This window comes from Aeromonas crassostreae (genome assembly GCF_054052445.1).
Genome location: NZ_JBSTYM010000013.1, coordinates 97,754 through 113,121, shown reverse-complemented (window position 1 = coordinate 113,121; position 15,368 = coordinate 97,754). Strand labels below are relative to the sequence as shown.

The 15,368-nt window shown below is 59.9% G+C and carries 16 protein-coding genes and 1 pseudogene; 8 read left to right on the top strand and 9 right to left on the bottom strand.

The window, feature by feature from the left end; genetic code table 11:
* Window positions 1-6: 6 nt before the first annotated feature.
* The 5 genes from ACW5W4_RS12105 to ACW5W4_RS12085 all read left to right on the top strand — a co-directional run bounded on the left by ACW5W4_RS12105 (window position 7) and on the right by ACW5W4_RS12085 (window position 4,494).
* A complete protein-coding gene (locus ACW5W4_RS12105; protein WP_456689537.1) occupies window positions 7-1,422 on the top strand; it encodes an FAD-dependent oxidoreductase in 1,416 nt (471 codons plus the stop codon).
* 186 nt (window positions 1,423-1,608) lie between these two features.
* On the top strand, window positions 1,609-2,301 hold the full coding sequence (mtnN, locus tag ACW5W4_RS12100) for a 5'-methylthioadenosine/S-adenosylhomocysteine nucleosidase (RefSeq protein WP_456689536.1): 693 nt from the start codon (window positions 1,609-1,611) through the stop codon (window positions 2,299-2,301).
* Window positions 2,298-3,260, top strand: coding sequence for a cobalamin biosynthesis protein (locus ACW5W4_RS12095; RefSeq protein ID WP_456689535.1), 963 nt, complete (start codon window positions 2,298-2,300; stop codon window positions 3,258-3,260). The genes mtnN and ACW5W4_RS12095 overlap by 4 nt, the downstream gene beginning before the upstream one ends.
* Complete coding sequence (locus ACW5W4_RS12090; RefSeq protein WP_456689534.1) at window positions 3,253-4,092, top strand: cobalamin-binding protein; 840 nt, start codon at window positions 3,253-3,255, stop codon at window positions 4,090-4,092. The genes ACW5W4_RS12095 and ACW5W4_RS12090 overlap by 8 nt, the downstream gene beginning before the upstream one ends.
* A gap of 15 nt (window positions 4,093-4,107) precedes the next feature.
* A complete protein-coding gene (locus tag ACW5W4_RS12085; RefSeq protein WP_456689533.1) occupies window positions 4,108-4,494 on the top strand; it encodes a rhodanese-like domain-containing protein in 387 nt (128 codons plus the stop codon).
* 24 nt (window positions 4,495-4,518) lie between these two features.
* Here ACW5W4_RS12085 and fliB read toward each other — a convergent pair whose 3' ends face one another.
* The 7 genes from fliB to ACW5W4_RS12050 form a co-directional block, all read right to left on the bottom strand.
* A complete protein-coding gene (fliB, locus tag ACW5W4_RS12080) occupies window positions 4,519-5,688 on the bottom strand; it encodes a flagellin lysine-N-methylase (RefSeq protein WP_456689532.1) in 1,170 nt (389 codons plus the stop codon).
* Between the two features lie 172 nt (window positions 5,689-5,860).
* Window positions 5,861-6,517: a hypothetical protein gene (locus ACW5W4_RS12075; RefSeq protein WP_456689531.1), complete on the bottom strand. Its 657-nt coding sequence runs from the start codon at window positions 6,515-6,517 to the stop codon at window positions 5,861-5,863.
* Between the two features lie 147 nt (window positions 6,518-6,664).
* Window positions 6,665-6,979 (bottom strand): hypothetical protein, encoded by a 315-nt coding sequence (locus ACW5W4_RS12070; protein WP_456689530.1) that lies wholly within the window; start codon window positions 6,977-6,979, stop codon window positions 6,665-6,667.
* The gene (gene fliS, locus ACW5W4_RS12065) at window positions 6,976-7,401 is read right to left on the bottom strand and encodes a flagellar export chaperone FliS (RefSeq protein WP_456689529.1); all 426 of its coding nucleotides are present in this window, start codon (window positions 7,399-7,401) and stop codon (window positions 6,976-6,978) included. The genes ACW5W4_RS12070 and fliS overlap by 4 nt, the downstream gene beginning before the upstream one ends.
* A gap of 25 nt (window positions 7,402-7,426) precedes the next feature.
* Window positions 7,427-8,806 (bottom strand): flagellar filament capping protein FliD, encoded by a 1,380-nt coding sequence (fliD, locus tag ACW5W4_RS12060; RefSeq protein WP_456689528.1) that lies wholly within the window; start codon window positions 8,804-8,806, stop codon window positions 7,427-7,429.
* Between the two features lie 28 nt (window positions 8,807-8,834).
* Window positions 8,835-9,296, bottom strand: coding sequence for a flagellar protein FlaG (locus ACW5W4_RS12055; protein ID WP_456689527.1), 462 nt, complete (start codon window positions 9,294-9,296; stop codon window positions 8,835-8,837).
* 38 nt (window positions 9,297-9,334) lie between these two features.
* Window positions 9,335-10,150, bottom strand: coding sequence for a flagellin N-terminal helical domain-containing protein (locus tag ACW5W4_RS12050; protein ID WP_456689526.1), 816 nt, complete (start codon window positions 10,148-10,150; stop codon window positions 9,335-9,337).
* A 415-nt stretch (window positions 10,151-10,565) separates the two neighbouring features.
* Here ACW5W4_RS12050 and ACW5W4_RS12045 point away from each other — a divergent pair, with 415 nt between their 5' ends.
* Entirely contained in the window at window positions 10,566-11,198 is a 633-nt protein-coding gene (locus ACW5W4_RS12045) for a trimeric intracellular cation channel family protein (RefSeq protein ID WP_234690786.1), read from the top strand.
* Between the two features lie 102 nt (window positions 11,199-11,300).
* Window positions 11,301-11,690, top strand: coding sequence for a hypothetical protein (locus tag ACW5W4_RS12040; RefSeq protein WP_408797437.1), 390 nt, complete (start codon window positions 11,301-11,303; stop codon window positions 11,688-11,690).
* A gap of 79 nt (window positions 11,691-11,769) precedes the next feature.
* Here ACW5W4_RS12040 and thiI read toward each other — a convergent pair whose 3' ends face one another.
* Window positions 11,770-13,218 carry a tRNA uracil 4-sulfurtransferase ThiI gene (gene thiI, locus ACW5W4_RS12035; RefSeq protein WP_456689525.1) on the bottom strand — a complete coding sequence of 483 codons (1,449 nt, stop codon included), beginning with the start codon at window positions 13,216-13,218 and terminating at the stop codon, window positions 11,770-11,772.
* 200 nt (window positions 13,219-13,418) lie between these two features.
* On the opposite strand from thiI, the gene ACW5W4_RS12030 reads away from it, so the two are divergent.
* A complete protein-coding gene (locus tag ACW5W4_RS12030) occupies window positions 13,419-14,378 on the top strand; it encodes a hypothetical protein (RefSeq protein WP_456689524.1) in 960 nt (319 codons plus the stop codon).
* A 72-nt stretch (window positions 14,379-14,450) separates the two neighbouring features.
* Here ACW5W4_RS12030 and ACW5W4_RS12025 read toward each other — a convergent pair.
* A pseudogene (locus tag ACW5W4_RS12025) lies at window positions 14,451-14,949 on the bottom strand (penicillin-binding protein 1C); the annotation flags it as partial.
* Between the last annotated feature and the right edge of the window lie 419 nt (window positions 14,950-15,368).

Here is a 15,368-nt window from a genome sequence, read left to right as displayed (position 1 = left end):
GAACCTATGAGCCAGAACGTATTCCAGTTTATCGATGTTCAGCGGGTCGACCCGCCGAAGAAACCGCTCAAGATCCGCAAGATCCAGTTTGTGGAGATCTACGAGCCCTTCAACCAGGCTCAGGTCGGCATGCAGGCGGATCGCTGCCTCGACTGCGGCAACCCCTATTGCGAATGGAAGTGCCCGGTGCACAACTACATCCCCAACTGGCTGAAACTGGCCAACGAGGGGCGCATCCTGGAGGCGGTGGAGCTCTCCCACCAGACCAACAGCCTGCCGGAGGTGTGCGGCCGGGTCTGCCCGCAAGACAGACTCTGTGAGGGTGCCTGCACCCTCAACGACAGATTCGGCGCCGTGACCATAGGCAACATCGAAAAGTACATCACCGACAAGGCGTTCGAGATGGGTTGGCGCCCGGATCTCTCCAACGTGGTCCAGACCGGCAAGCGGGTCGCCGTCATCGGTGCGGGCCCGGCGGGCCTGGCCTGCGCCGACGTGCTGGCCAGAAGCGGGGTCAGCGCCGTGGTGTTCGACAAGTACCCGGAGATCGGTGGCCTGCTCACCTTCGGCATCCCCTCCTTCAAGCTGGAGAAAGAGGTGATGCAGCGCCGCCGCGAGATCTTCGAGGCCATGGGCATCGAGTTTCGCCTCGAGACCGAAGTGGGCAAGGATGTCTCCTTCGCCGACCTGCTCGGCGAGTTCGATGCGGTCTTCCTCGGGGTGGGCACCTACAAGTACATGAAGGGCGGGTTCGAGAACGAGACTGCGCCGGGGGTCTATGACGCCCTGCCCTACCTCATCTCCAACGCCAACCGGCTGCTGGGGTTCGAGAAGGCACAGAGCGACTACATCAACTTCGCCGGCAAGCAGGTGGTGGTGCTGGGGGGCGGCGATACCGCCATGGACTGCGTGCGCACCGCCATCCGCCAGGGGGCAGACAAGGTGATCTGCGCCTATCGCCGCGATGCCGAGAACATGCCAGGCTCCAAGCGGGAGGTGCAAAACGCCCGCGAGGAGGGGGTGGTATTCATGTTCAACCTGCAACCCATCGGCGTCGAGCTGGATGCCCATGGCCGCACCTGCGGCATCAGGGTGGTGAGCACAGAGCTGGGGGCCCCCGATGCCAACGGCCGCCGCAATCCTGTGGTCATCGAAGGCTCCGAGCAGGTGCTGGCCGCCGATGCGGTGGTGATGGCATTTGGCTTCCAGCCCAACCCCCAGCCCTGGATGGCGGAGTATGGTATCGAGCTCGACAGCCGCGAGCGGATCCTCGCGCCAGAGCAGAATGACTTTGCCTTCCAGACCACCAACCCCAAGGTGTTCGCCGGTGGCGATGCGGTGCGGGGCTCGGATCTGGTGGTCACCGCCATCTACGAGGGCCGCAAGGCCGCAGAGGGGATCATGGACTACCTGGTGGTCTGAGCCGCCTCGCCACGGGCCCATGGGCAGCCCCACTCTCATCCGGGGCCATCGGCCGCGCCCTCGCTCCTGCGGGGGTGCTTTTTTATGCAGACGCGCGGCCAGGGCCGCCTCATCGCTGGGCTTGGCACCATTTTTTGCTATGATTGCCGCAACTTAGCCGGGCTATGCCCATAGACGAGGTTTGCGATGAGAGTAGGTATCATAGGCGCCATGGAGCAGGAAGTTGCCCTGCTGCGCGGCCAACTGAGCGACATGACCACCACCAGGGTCGGCGGCTGCGAGTTTTACTGCGGCACCCTGGCCGGCAAGGAGGTAGTTCTGACCCGCTCCGGCATCGGCAAGGTGGCCGCCAGCGTCGCCACCAGTCTGCTGCTGGAGAAGTTCGCCCCCGACTGCGTCATCAACACCGGATCCGCCGGTGGCTTCGCCCAGGACTTGCACATAGGTGACGTGGTCATCGCCAGCGAGATGCGCTTCCACGACGTGGACGTGACCGCCTTCGGCTACGAGATGGGTCAGATGGCCCAGCAGCCTGCCGCCTTCCCCTGCGATCACAAGCTTATCGCCCTGGCCCAGGCCTGCATCGCCGAGCAAGGCAAGCACCAGACCCAGGTCGGCCTCATCTGCACCGGCGATCAGTTCATGTGCAAGCCGGACGCCATCGCCAAGGCCCGCGCCGACTTCCCGCAGATGCTGGCGGTGGAGATGGAAGGGGCCGCCATCGGTCAGGTGTGTCACATGTTCGGCGTCCCCTATCTGGTGGTGCGCGCCATGTCCGACATCGCCGGCAAGGAGCAGGTGGAATCCTTCGACGCCTTCATCGAGGTCGCCGGTCAGCACTCCGCCGAGGTGATCCTCTCCCTGCTCGGCAAGCTGTGATCCCGCTCCCCTCCTCCGACACCCTGGCCATGATTGCCGCCCCCCCCGCGGCCCTCATTGCGGCTGCCGCCCTGCTCGAGGCCCTGCTGCCAAGGCCGGAGTGGCTGCGCCTCTCCGCCGCCGAGCCCCTGCTGGTTCGCCTCGGCCACAAGGTGCATCGCCCGGACGGGAGCCCCCGGGCCCAGTGGCAGGCCGGGGTGCTGGCCCTGCTGGTGGTCTGGTTGCCCTGCGCCGCCGGGCTCTGGGCGGTGCGCAATCTCTCCCTCAGCGAGCCCCTGTTTGACTTGCTCTGCCTGCTGCTGCTGATAGAGTCTCGCCCCCTGCGCACCCTGGCCAGTGCCGGCGGCGCCCTGCTCAAGGGCGATACCCTGCCCCTGGCGCGGCTGCAAGCCGCCCCCTGGCTCAGGCGCGAGACGGGCAAACTCTCGGCCATGGGGCTCGCCAAGGCCCTGTGCGAAAGCACCCTGCTGCGCCTGCTCGGAGGCTGGGCCGGCCCCCTGCTCGGTTTTGCCCTGGCCGGCGTGCAGGGGGCGCTGCTCTGGCGCCTCGCCCAGCTCGGTCACCTCGCCTGGAGCGGCAAGCAGGCAGCGTTCGCCCACTTCGGCCGCCCGGCTGCGGCCCTCTATCAGGCCCTGATCGCCCCGGCAGCCCTGCTGCTGGCCCTGCCCGCCCTGTTCCCCCGTCTCAAGGAGGGGGGACGGGCATGGCGCCATGGTCTGACCCACTGGCCCCACCCGGCCGCCGGCGCCCTGCTCGCCGCCCTGGCCTGCCAGTCTGGGCTGCGCCTGGGCGGGCCCCGTTACTATCAGGGAACCTTGGTGAGGCTGGCGGTGCTGGGGAATGGGGGCGATCCCGACCGGGATAGCCCGCGCCGACTGCTCAGCCGGCTGCAGTGCATCGGCTGGGGATGGCTGGCCCTGGCGCTGCTGATCACCCTGGCGGGAGGCAGCCATGGTTAGACGTGGCACCGCCCTGACGCGGCTCTGGCTGCTGGCCAGCCTGGCGACCGCCAGCGGGCAGGCCGCCGAGCCGCCCCGGCGCATCATCAGCCTCACCCCCCATCTGACCGAGCTGCTGTTTGACATGGGGGCCGGGGATCGCATCGTCGCCACCGACGATGCCTCCGACACGCCGCCCGAGGCGCGCACCCTGCCCCATGTGGCCAATTACCGCAGCATCAATGTGGAGGCCTTGCTGGCGCAAAAGCCCGATCTGGTGGTGGCCTGGCGCTCGGCCCAATCCCGCATGCTGGCACCCATCGAGCAGCTCGGCATACCGGTGTTTTATTCAGAGCCCACCGATTTCGCCTCATTGGGTCAGGAGATCCGGGCCCTGGGAGCGCGGCTGGGATTGCAGCAGAGTGCCGACGCCCAGGCAGACGCCTATCTGGCCAGGCTGGCGGCGCTCAAGGCCAGATACGGCCATGGCGAGCCGGTGCGCGTCTTCTATCAGCTCTGGTACCCACCGCTCACCAGCGTCAGCGGCGTCGCCTGGCCTGCCCAGGCCATCACCCTGTGCGGCGGCGACAACCTGGTCGCCAACGCCGCCAGCCCCTACCCCCAGGTGGGATTGGAGCAGATCATCAAGGCCGATCCCCAGCTCATCCTCGCCGGCAGCCGGGATGCAGAGGCGCTGGCCCACTGGCAGCAGTGGCCCAGCCTGACTGCCGTGAAGGCGCGCAGGCTTGCCCTGATCAACCCGGACGAGCTGCACAGATTCACCCCGCGGGCACTCAACGCGGTCGAACAGGTGTGCCTGGCCATCGCCGCGGCGCGCACCTCCCTCCCCTAGATAAGGATGTCACCCATGGCCCTTTTACCCCGAGCCTGTCTGTTGCTGCTGTGCGCCGCCCTCGCCAGCCCCGTCTTGGCGGCCGTCCCCATCGACAACCAGACCCTGCAAAGCTGGCAGCAGCAGTCGGGCAAGCGCCCCCTGTTGCTGGATGTGCGCACCCCGGCGGAATTTGCCGAGGGGCACATTCCCGGCGCCATCAACATCTCCCACGAGCAATTGCGCACCCGTCTGGCCGAGCTCGGCGATGACAGAAGGCTGCCGATCGTGGTCTATTGCCGCAGCGGCCGACGGGCCGCCCTGGCACAAGCCGAGCTGGAAAAGGCCGGGTTTGGCCACGTCTATCACCTGAGCGGCGACTATCCAGGCTGGGTGAAGAGCAGACAGAGCACTCAGCCATAATCCTGACGAACATCTAACCCCGTATTAATCATTGCCCGTCTTTAATAGTGCATACAGCGTAATATCGCTGGCCAACCCCGATTGCTGCAGGCCTTGCGTCAATACGGTCAAGAACTTGGGATTGTGCTGGCGGAGTGTATGATAGCTATAAAATAGATCCGTAATATCGCGCTCGGTGAGTGGTGCCTCATCCATCGCGATCAAGGATAAATAACTGCGCAGCAAGAAGTAGTCTGCAATGAGAACTTGATAGGCTACTTGTGGGGCGTCATATCCAGCTGGGAACTGATTGTGGTAGACATGATAAAGCAAATAATTTTGTTGAATATGGGGGCGATCCGCCAGAAATGGCACTACCTTCTGGTGCCAGCTTTGATGTATTTGCAGCAACTTATCTTCATAAAACTCACCCTCTAACACCTGATGGATCTTATTCAGGCAGCGGGCCATCACTGCTCTCCCACGGCGCTGCTGATTCTGTATTAATAGATGTGTCAAGGTACGTAAGGCCCACCACTGGACTTTACCGATGAATGGAATTTGAGAGAACACCTCGCTTAACTGGCCATCATTGATCATTGGAATTAATTGTTCGATAAATGCCTGGTTTGATCCCTTGCCTTCATCCCTGTGCACCAACATACCGATCAGCCATAGTTTATCCTCTATCGTCATACCATCGGCGAGCAGCACATCGATACTCAATGAATGCAGTGTATCAATGGTGCTGGGCACGGGAGAGACCCTGACCTGCCCCTTGAATGGGGTGACATCAACCACCATAGCATCTGGATTCAAGAGTACCTGCCTGCTCACTTCCGGGCAGGAGAGCATCAGGCTTCGTCTGTGCTGGACACCAAATTGCTGCAGTTGCCTGGGGTAGGTTTTACAGGTGTGGCTCAGTGCCTCGGCACCCATCTTTTTGTGCACATTGCATAACCCGACGCCATCCAGAAAGGGGCAGGCACCAGACTCATCCATGCGGATAGTTCCCCAGTGAGCATCTGATTTTTTCACTTTCTCAATATGCTGCTTGGCCGTGCTTTGAATCAGCTGATCGGGATGGCTGACATAGTTACGATAAGTCTTCTTGTCGATGGAAATCGTCCATCCATGGCAGCAATTATCCTCACACTTGTCGCCAATACACTGAAAATCTCGGTAGTACCTGGGGGTGACCAGGGAATGGGTCATGCTGATGTCCTCAAGAAAATATTCCGGATGTGCCTACACCTCTTGGCGTAGGCACAAGATGCTTGCAATATACATGCCATGACATCAGCAAATAATCACCTATTTAGTATCAGCAAGACAATTGTATTGCCACTGATGGAAAGCGCAGCCAAAGAGCACCACATGATGGCGGCTAGCTGTCTTTGGCATTCTCAATTTGTTTTATCTCTACGATATCACGGGTTTTGGGTGCAGGGATCAGGCTGATAAACCGAGCCAGACTCAACAGTGTCATGAACAGGCCCACTGTGGCGTGGAAGAGAAGGACGAATGCGGCCAACGTGTTTTTGGGGAATAAGTTAAAATCGCCAAATGACGTCATTGTGATGAAGCTGCTATAAATACCACCAAAGACTGTCCCGGCTCCCGGCTGCCATTTATGTTCGAAGTCAGCAACCATCACCGTATATGTGCATGCAAGCCAAAGAATGATTTCAAAGTAATTATGCAGCAACAATAATACAATACGGCGGTAGCCCTCCAATCGATATTCACCGCCCGCCTTGACTACCCGGTACTCATCAAACAGCAAGACGTTCGTCTGGTACACGACGATCTCAAAGGTTCGAAGAAACCCATACCCCATGAAAAGATATCCAATCACAGGATAGGGTGAGTAGACGGCGACCACTACCGCCACCATGGATAGCATGAGGTGACTCAGCACCCAAAAATCGACAAATCGAGCGGTGATGGCTGAGGGGAACAGTTTCCTTACCAAGGTGAATACTGACACTTTAGCCAGTATGCCGAAGATGCTTGACCAGAACTCGACAATAAATGAGGGCATATAAAAACCTGATGTGCGTGCAATTCATGTTCACTTCATATTGGGAAAGTGACCGCGAACACCCGACTATCTAAACAACGGGATTAATCCATTACTCACGGCAGTGACGTTTTCGAACGACGATTCGCGTCATCTGACTGTCTATGACTACCGGTTCACTCGATAGCTAGATTTCGCCTTATTGGCCCTGTTAAGGGTAACCAACTGAGTGGCGATCTCTTTTTTGAACGCGTCAACCTGACTCCTCAGTTCCTGCTCTTTTGTCAATTGGCGTCTGACCAAGGCTGCCATTTCAGTTGACGCTATCGTCTGCTGCCGGGAAAAGTCTGTCAGTGTCCTGATGAGCGCCAGACGCTCATCCATACAAGCCAAGGCCTCTTCATACTGATGGTTCGCCAATAATCGCTGCAGTGTCGCGATATTATCGGTCAAGGCATCGTCATAAGCGTTCAGCTCATTCACAGCACACTCCCTGACGCTTGCCTTAGCTGAAACCCCTGTTGCTTATCTGCGTCGGTAATTTGATCCCAGGCAGATTTGATGGTCACCATCAGTGTCATGACCTCGTCGAGGGGTTGAACGTCACGCCGTAGGCTGGCGTCCCAGATGCGCTCATCCATGTAGGCATAGAGCGCAAACAGATCCTCGGCTATCTGCCCTTGTGTCATGTCCAACCCATCCTGAAGGCCATGCACCAGCCCCTGCGCCTTGGAGATGGTTCTGGCCTTTGCCTCCATGTCCTTGCGCTCTATGGCTCCCTTCGCCTGTGCGAGGCACTCCAGAAGTCCCTGCATCATCAGTTGAATGACTCGATGAGGGTCGGCGACCGCCAGATCGGCCGCTATGCTGGTCGCCTTGTATGCTTTCAGATTACGGTGGTACATGACATGGGTCCTCGAAATATCACTCTCAGTTACTGTTTATCTGCAATGCGGTCAGGGCGGCCGCCGAGTTGTTCATTTTCACCAGCAGGGCATCCAGGCTGCCGTATTGGGCACGCAAGGCGGCCTCATATTTGACCAACTGCTCATTGGTGGTGGCCTGTTTCTGACTCAGGCTGCGCAGATCCGAGTTGAGGGTATCGGTCCGTTGCGCCAGCATGCCCCCTGACTTGGTATACTCCTTCAGGCCCTTGGTCAGGGTCGCGGCCAACCCCTCATCCCCGCCAAGCAGGCCAGCCACCTGATCGAAGTTCTTGTCGATAGCCTCGCCAAACTTCTCCTTGTCGAGGGAGAGCTTGCCCTTGTTATCCATCTTGACGCCGAGCTCGAAGATGGTGGAATAGGTGGTGCTGGTACCGCCCGGGTTGGTAATGACGTTGGTCATGAAGTTGCTGATGGCCCGGGTCACGGAATCCCCCGCCAGAGCCCCGCCATCATCCTGGCTGACCCCACCGACGATGCTGCTGCGCTTGCCCAAACCGCTCAGTTTCTCCTGCAGCGCGTTGTAGCCATCGATAAACTTCTGCACCGTCTCTTCGATGGCGGTCTTGTCGGTGGTGATATCTACCTTGTTGGACTTGAGATCGCCATTGCTGTCGGTGTCGGAGACCCGCAGCACCGTCAGTTTCAAGTCCTGGATGGTGTCATCGAAGACATTGGTGTCACTCTTGAGCACATTGCCATCCACCAGGATCTCGGCGCTGGACGCAGCTTGGGTCTGCGCCATTTTACTTGTAAGCAAACCCAGCTCACCGGTATTGCCGCTGATGGTCAGATCCTTGCCATCCCCCGACACGCCCGAGTCGATGATGAACTTGGCCTTGCCGTCTGCGGTGTTGACGATGTTGGCACTGAGCCCGAAGTTGTCGCCATGGTTGTTGATACGCTTGCGAATGTTTTGCAGGGTATCCCCCGCCTTGACGTCGACCGTGAACTCCTTGTCCCCCGCCTTGAAGGTCAGCTGACCATCCTGGGTGATGAGCGGCGCGGTCGAGCTGTCAAAGATGCCTTCCTGACGGCTGGTGGTTGCCAACTTGTTGACGGTGATATTGTACTGACCGTTGGAGCCGCCACTCTTGCTCTCCACTGCCAGCACGGGGTCATCTTTATCCTGGGTGATATTGATGGCCCGCTTGTTGAAGGCGCCGGGCTTGCTCAAGGTGTCCAGGATATCGGTGAAGGCGGTGAGGGAGGACTTGAGCTGGCCTATGCCAGACAAGGTGATATTGGTGCTGGTTTGCTTGGTGGTGATGGGCTGCTGCAACTGCGCCTTTTTGGCGGCGATGCTCGCCGTGATCACGCTCTCGAGATCGATGCCCGACCCCGCCCCGGCGGAGGTAATCGCCATAACATGCTCCTCTTATCTCGTTAACAACCTATACCTGACCATCAAACAGCAGCCCTGAGAGGCTGAACTCATCGCCATGGCCCTGCTCCATCGCCTTCAATCTCTTGCTTAGCAACAGCATCTCCTCGCTCGGGATCTGACGGATCACCTGCTCGGTCTCGGCATCGATGACCCGGATCACTGGCCTGTCGAGCTCGGGCACCAGGCTAAAGTTGATGGTCCACCCCTTCACCTTGCTCAAATTGGCCAATTTTTCCTGCAATTCTTGGGCCTGTTCTTCTATCTGGTTATTTCCCATGCGCGATTCGGATGGGTGGGCGTGGATGGGCGGCGCCGACACAACCTTGTCCGTCGGCTCGACACTGGCCTGTTTGAGCCCACCCTCCCCAGCCGGGGCAGGCGGGCGAGAAACAGACATGGCGGCCTGAGGGCCGCCATGTTGGTGTAGCGTCGAAGTAACAGAAGGCATGACTATCGATTCATTGGCCATCTGCTGCTCCTTGTATCAGTGGCTAATGGAAGACCGGCTTAACCCAGCAACTGCAGGGCAGACTGCGGCCGCTGGTTGGCCTGGGCCAGGATACTGGAAGCGGCCTGTTGCAGGATATTCTGCTTGGTCATATTGGCGGTCTCGGTGGCGAAGTCCGCATCGCGAATGCGGGAGCGGGCGGCACTGACGTTTTCCGAGATATTGGACTGGTTGCGAATGGTGGAGTCCAGCCGGTTTTGCACCGCACCCAGATCGGCACGATAGCCATCCACTGTTTTTATCACGTCATCGATGGCCCCCAGCGCAGTTTGGGCACCTGCCTCAGTTGCTATGTCATATGCGCCGATATTTAAAGTGGTAGCACTCATGGCTTTGAGCTCGACTTTGATAGTTTGGCCCGCGTCCGCTCCAACTTGGAACTTGTATTCTTTATCCGCAGCAAAGAGATTTGTGCCTGCAAATGTGGTATCGCTACCGATCCGAGTGATTTCATCCCGCAACGCAACTACTTCCTTTTGCAAGGCCGCACGGTCGTCATCACTGTTTGTATCGTTGGCAGACTGCTGAGCCAGGGTACGCATACGCTGCAGCATGCCAGTCACCTCATCCATGGCCCCTTCCGCAGTCTGGGCCAGGGAGATTCCGTCATTGGCGTTGCGGTTGCCCTGATCCAGGCCATTGATCTGGGAGGTCATCCGGCTGGAGATCTGCAGACCGGCCGCATCGTCCTTGGCGCTGTTGATACGCATCCCTGAAGCAAGGCGGGTGAAGGAGGTATCCAGGGATTTGCTGGAGTTCGCCAGGTTGCGCTGGGCATTGAGCGACGAGACGTTGGTGCTGATGAACATGGACATAATGAATTCTCCTGATGAGTCTAAAACTGCGGATCCCAGCGCACGGCGATTGAGATCCCTCTTCAGTCCGCAGGGCCAATCCGCTGCCGGTGACTGAGGCAGATCTGATTCAACGTGGTGATGACCAGATCCGCAGCACTGCAAAAAGTTGGATTTCCTGACACCCTTCCATTTGCTTCCCCCTTAGTAACGGCACCGCCGCCCGATGCTTTAGCAAATTTTTCGCCTCATCATGCACAAATCTGTCTGTGCTCCCGGCATCAGCCACCTTGCCGTCTCAGCCTCTCTCATCGGCCCAGGCCAACGCCCCCAGAAACCCGCTCTGGCTCCCACTTTTGCATGCCGGCATTGCTCACACGCGCCCCTTGCCCCTAAAATCGCCGCCCCATCATTTATTGGACGTGAGTTGTTCTCCATGCAGACACTGGTTGAGCAGATTGTTTACATCAGCGACATGTTTGGTACTGCGGTATTCGCGTTTTCGGGGGTATTGGTGGCGGGGCGCCTCAGGATGGACGGTTTCGGCGTGCTGGTGCTGGCCGCGGTCACTGCCATCGGTGGCGGCACCATACGCGACATGATCCTGGGAGCCACCCCGGTATTCTGGGTGCGCGACACCCTCTATATCTGGGTCATTCTGGTCACCGCCCTGCTGGGGATGTGGCTGGCCGGGCTGCCCAAGCGCCTGCCCTGGTATGTGCTGCCGGTGGCCGATGCCTTCGGTCTGGCGCTCTTTACGGTGATCGGGGCCCAGAAAGCCCTTCACTTCGGCGCCTCCGGTCTCATCGCCGTCCTGATGGGCACCATGACGGGGGTGGCGGGAGGCATGATCCGCGACGTGCTGGCCCGGGAGATCCCCATGGTGCTGCAAAAGGAGATCTATGCCACCGCCTGCATCCTCGGCGGCATCGTCTACACGGTGGCCCTCGAGTGCGAGGTGGAGCGGGTGCTGGCCATGTTCGTCAGCATGGGGGTGGTGTTTGGCCTGCGGGTCGCCGCCATCTACTGGCACCTCTCCCTCCCCACCTTCAGCCTGCAACGGGGCTGAATACCAGGGAGCCGAACAGAACGATGACACCCGTCCGCCGGATTGAACCTCGCGGGCTTTTCTGTTGTCATAGAGGGCAGTCGTTGTCAGGCAGGAACCTTCATGCAAAAAATCGGGATCTTTACCTCGCTGCTACTCCTGGTCGCCTCCAGCTGTGCCAACGCCCAGCTCCTGTTTGGACGGCTCGCCTCCACCCCGGTGCAGGAGTTCAACCAGCAGATCCGCCAGGCCAACACCAGGCAGCAAACCTGGGTGAACGACTACAGGGCCATCGCCTTGCGCTTCGTGGGACACGGTGACGTCCCCAGCCGTATCCAGGCTCAACAGCTGGATAACGATCTGGTGCTCTCCGTCGCCCTCGATGGCAGCAAGAACGACATGCTCTACATCCTCACCCTGTTTCGCAGTGACAACCTGTGGCAGATGCGTCAGGCCCAGATGGGCTGGCGTTGTCAGGGGCAAGCGACCTTCACCCCTGTCCCCTGCCCATAGGGGGCGGCGCGTACAACCAGGCGTGCAATAAAAAATCCGGCTCATGGCCGGATTTTTTATTGGCAGGGTATCACCGTACTCAGGGGCGATAGACCTTGACGTTGTCAAAGCCCTGCTCTTTCAGATAGAGCGCCTGCAGCTTGCTCATCACGCCGCGATCGCAATAGAGCAGGTAGGTCTGCTCTTTCGGCAGATCGCCAAAGGCGGTCGCCAGCTTGAAGAAGGGGATGTGCAGCACCTCGCGCCCTTCCACCACCAGCGGCTTCTCGTCACGCTCGTCACTGGAGCGGATGTCCAGGATCACTTCGTTGGCGGCCAGCACCTGGGTGGTCTCCACCTCCTGCACCTGGGCGGCGGTCTCTTCACCGATGCGGCGAATGTCGAGGTAGCGCGCCTCGTCCACCACCTTGTCCAGGATGGCGAAGTCGAAGTTGGCCTCTTCCGCCTCGATGCGGGTGAGCTCAGCCTTCACGGTCGGCTTCTTGGAGATAACGCCGCAATACTCCGGCATGGTCTCGGCAAACTCCAGGGTACCGATGCGGCGCGCCTCGCTGATGATGTCCGGCTTGTCCCAGGTGATGAGGGGGCGCAGGATCACCTTGTCGGTCACCCGATCGATGACATTCAGGTTGGTGAGAGTCTGGCTCGATACCTGACCCACGCACTCGCCGGTCACCAGGGCCGGGATCTGGAAATGGTCGGCCACCTTGCCGGCGGCGCGCATCATCATCCGCTTGAGCACCACCCCCATCTGGCCGTTGTCTACCTTCTCCAGGATCTCCGCCACCACGGGTTCGAAATCGATGGCGGTGAAACGCACCTTGTGGGAGGCGCCAAACTTGTTCCACAGGTAGTAGGCCACCTGCTTGACACCGATCTCGTGGGCGGCGCCGCCGAGATTGAAGAAGCAGTAGTGCACCCGGCAGCCGCGCTTGATGAACTGGTAGGAGGCCACGCCCGAGTCAAAACCGCCGGAGAGCAGGCTCAGCACATCCTCCTGGGTCGCCATGGGGAAGCCCCCCATGCCGTGGTGGACGGCGCTGATGATGTAAAGCTCGTCGTTCTCCACTTCCAGGTTGACCTGGATATCCGGCTTCTTCAGGCGCACACCGGCGGTTTCGCAGTGCTGGTTGAGGCCGCCACCCACGTAGCGTTCCAGCTCCAGGGAGCTGAAGTCGTGCTTGCCGACCCGGCGGGCACGGACGCAGAAGGTCTTGCCCTTGAGACGATCGCCCCAGACGGCGCGGGTCTGCTCGAAGATGTCGTGCAGATCGGTAAAGTTGCTCAGCTTCACCTCGAGGAAGTACTGGATGCCCGGGATACAGGCCAGCGTCTCGAGATACTGGGCGTGGAACTGATCGTTGCGCGAGCTCACCACCAGCTTGTCCCAATCCATGCGCACGCGGGCGTCCTCGTCGAAACGGCGCAACACGTTGCGGATATTGCCCTGCAACATCTTGGTGAAGCGCTGACGCACTGACTTGCTCTTGATGGTGATTTCCGGAAACAGCTTGATGATGAACTTCATGTCATTGACTCGGGTGACCTTAACAAAAGGGCGCGAATTATAGCAGAGCTTGCCGTCATCGCCTACCAGGATGGCATGGCGGCCGCCAGGGCGGGCCCTGCGCCCCTCGCCAGCCCGCGCCGCCATTTGCCGGGCCCGGGCGAACTGGGTATATTGCCCCTCCTTGCATCAGCTGCCACGGTGGACGGCGATCACCCGAGATGAAGACCTTTATCTACTACCCCGGCATGGAGGTGCGCGACGAGCTCTGGCTCAAATTCGCCCTGCTCTGGCTCGAGCGCCTCGCCTTCGTGTTCACCGTCAGTAAAAAAAACGGCCTCACCGCCCTGCTCGATACCCTGCGCCAGCAGAGCGATCTGCTGGCCGAGCAGCCAGCGCCGGCCTTCTTTGCCGGTATCACCCCCCAAATCGAAAATCAGATTACCGGCCTTGTCGCCCCCGATTTCGTGCGCCACAAGGTGTTTGGCAACAAGGCGCTGATCGCGCGCTGGCGCCAGCGTGCCAACCACGACTGCTTCTGCCCCGCCCAGCCGGGTCTGGAGCGGCTGCACGGTTTTTGCCTGAGCCACGGTTTTGCGACGCAAGACGAGGGGGGGATCAGGATGGCGCGGCGCTTTGCCAACCTGCTCTCCATGCGCCTCGCCCGTGAGTGGGCGCTCGCCAATGAGGGGGCTCTCATCACGGATCACGACTACCTGGACAGGCTGCTTCACCTGCTCGAATCCCGCTACCACAACCGGGGCGGCCAGGATTGCTTCCACCTCGAGATCCCGCTGCAAGTGCCCACTCACCTCGCCGAGATCTCCTTCGATGAGCTGGTTGCCCTGCGTGGGAGCAGCGGTTTTCGCCAGCAGTTGGCGGCCTTCCACCAGGCTCTGGATGCCCTGCTCGTCATGCTGGGCAGCGGCTATGCCGACCCTGCCGTACTGGCTCGCTTCGAGCAGGCGCAGCAGGGGCTCAATCAATTGCTGGGCCCGGATACCCGCAGCCTGCCACTCACCACCCTGGTCAGCTGCTCATTGCCCGCCATGGCGATGATCCACAGGCTCAAGGAGAGTCATCCCGACAGCAACCTTGTCTTCCATCCCATCAAGAAGAGCCACTTTCACCAGCGCAAGAGCCAGCACTTCTTCACCCGGCTGGGCCAGGTCAAACCCTGACCTTCATCCAGCACAGAGGCGGCCGTCAAAATATTGTCGCTCTGAACGGGTAGTCCCTCTGACCCGCCTGCCTCAGGAGGGGGTCTCCAGCCGACACCCGATGCGATCGCTGTTGCCCGCCTCGCCCACCACCAGCGGGTAGCGCCTCGCTCAGCACCAGATCCCCGTCCCCGCTCAGCCGCTGACCGTTGAGAAACCCGTGCGGCTTGCCCACGCCCCCCAGCCCCCTGGGTTGCAGGCGGTAGCGCTGACTGCGGATGAGGTTGCCCTCCCCCAAGGCCAGGATGCGAATGGGAGCCTGCACGTCGGCGCTTCGCCCCTCCCCCGCGCACTGGCTGGTGAGCTGCGCCTGGCGTCGCTCGCCAGGGCTCCCGCGAGAGCGCCAGAGCGTCCGAGCCGGATTGTGCCGCATTCTGGCAGCGGGCTGGGTGGCGCTCGCGCTGCGCCCCAGCAGTCAGCAGATCTCGGCCTCGCTCACCGTATTGGGCTGCGCCGGCAAGGGGCGGCTATCCGAGAGAGGCGAATAAACGCAGAGCAGCAGCGGCACCGCCACCAGCGCTGCGTAGGAGCCAGTTGGATGAAACGTCGCTCCCATGAACACAAAGCCCAGTACGGCCAGGCACATCATCCACTGCATGTCGTTGCCGGCAGCAGAAACGGCTATTTATTAGCGGAAAATAATATTCCCCATTCAAAGCTCTTTTTGGGTGGCTATTTTACATAGCCAAACTCCCCTTTTTTTTCTGAACCCAAGCTAGACCGGGGGCAACGGTTCACTTGTGTGGCATGGGGGACTCTTTATTCTCTATCCCTGCTGAAGTTGTAGAAGCAATCAACCTAATATCAATCGGTTAAATATTTTTTAAACAGTGAGTTCCTGTGCCATACATTAAATGCAGGCAAGGTCAGCGTGCCCCCACTCGCTGAACTCAGTGTTATTTAATTACTGCACAACCCATGCCTGCTGGCCCGACACCTATGTTGGCCAGC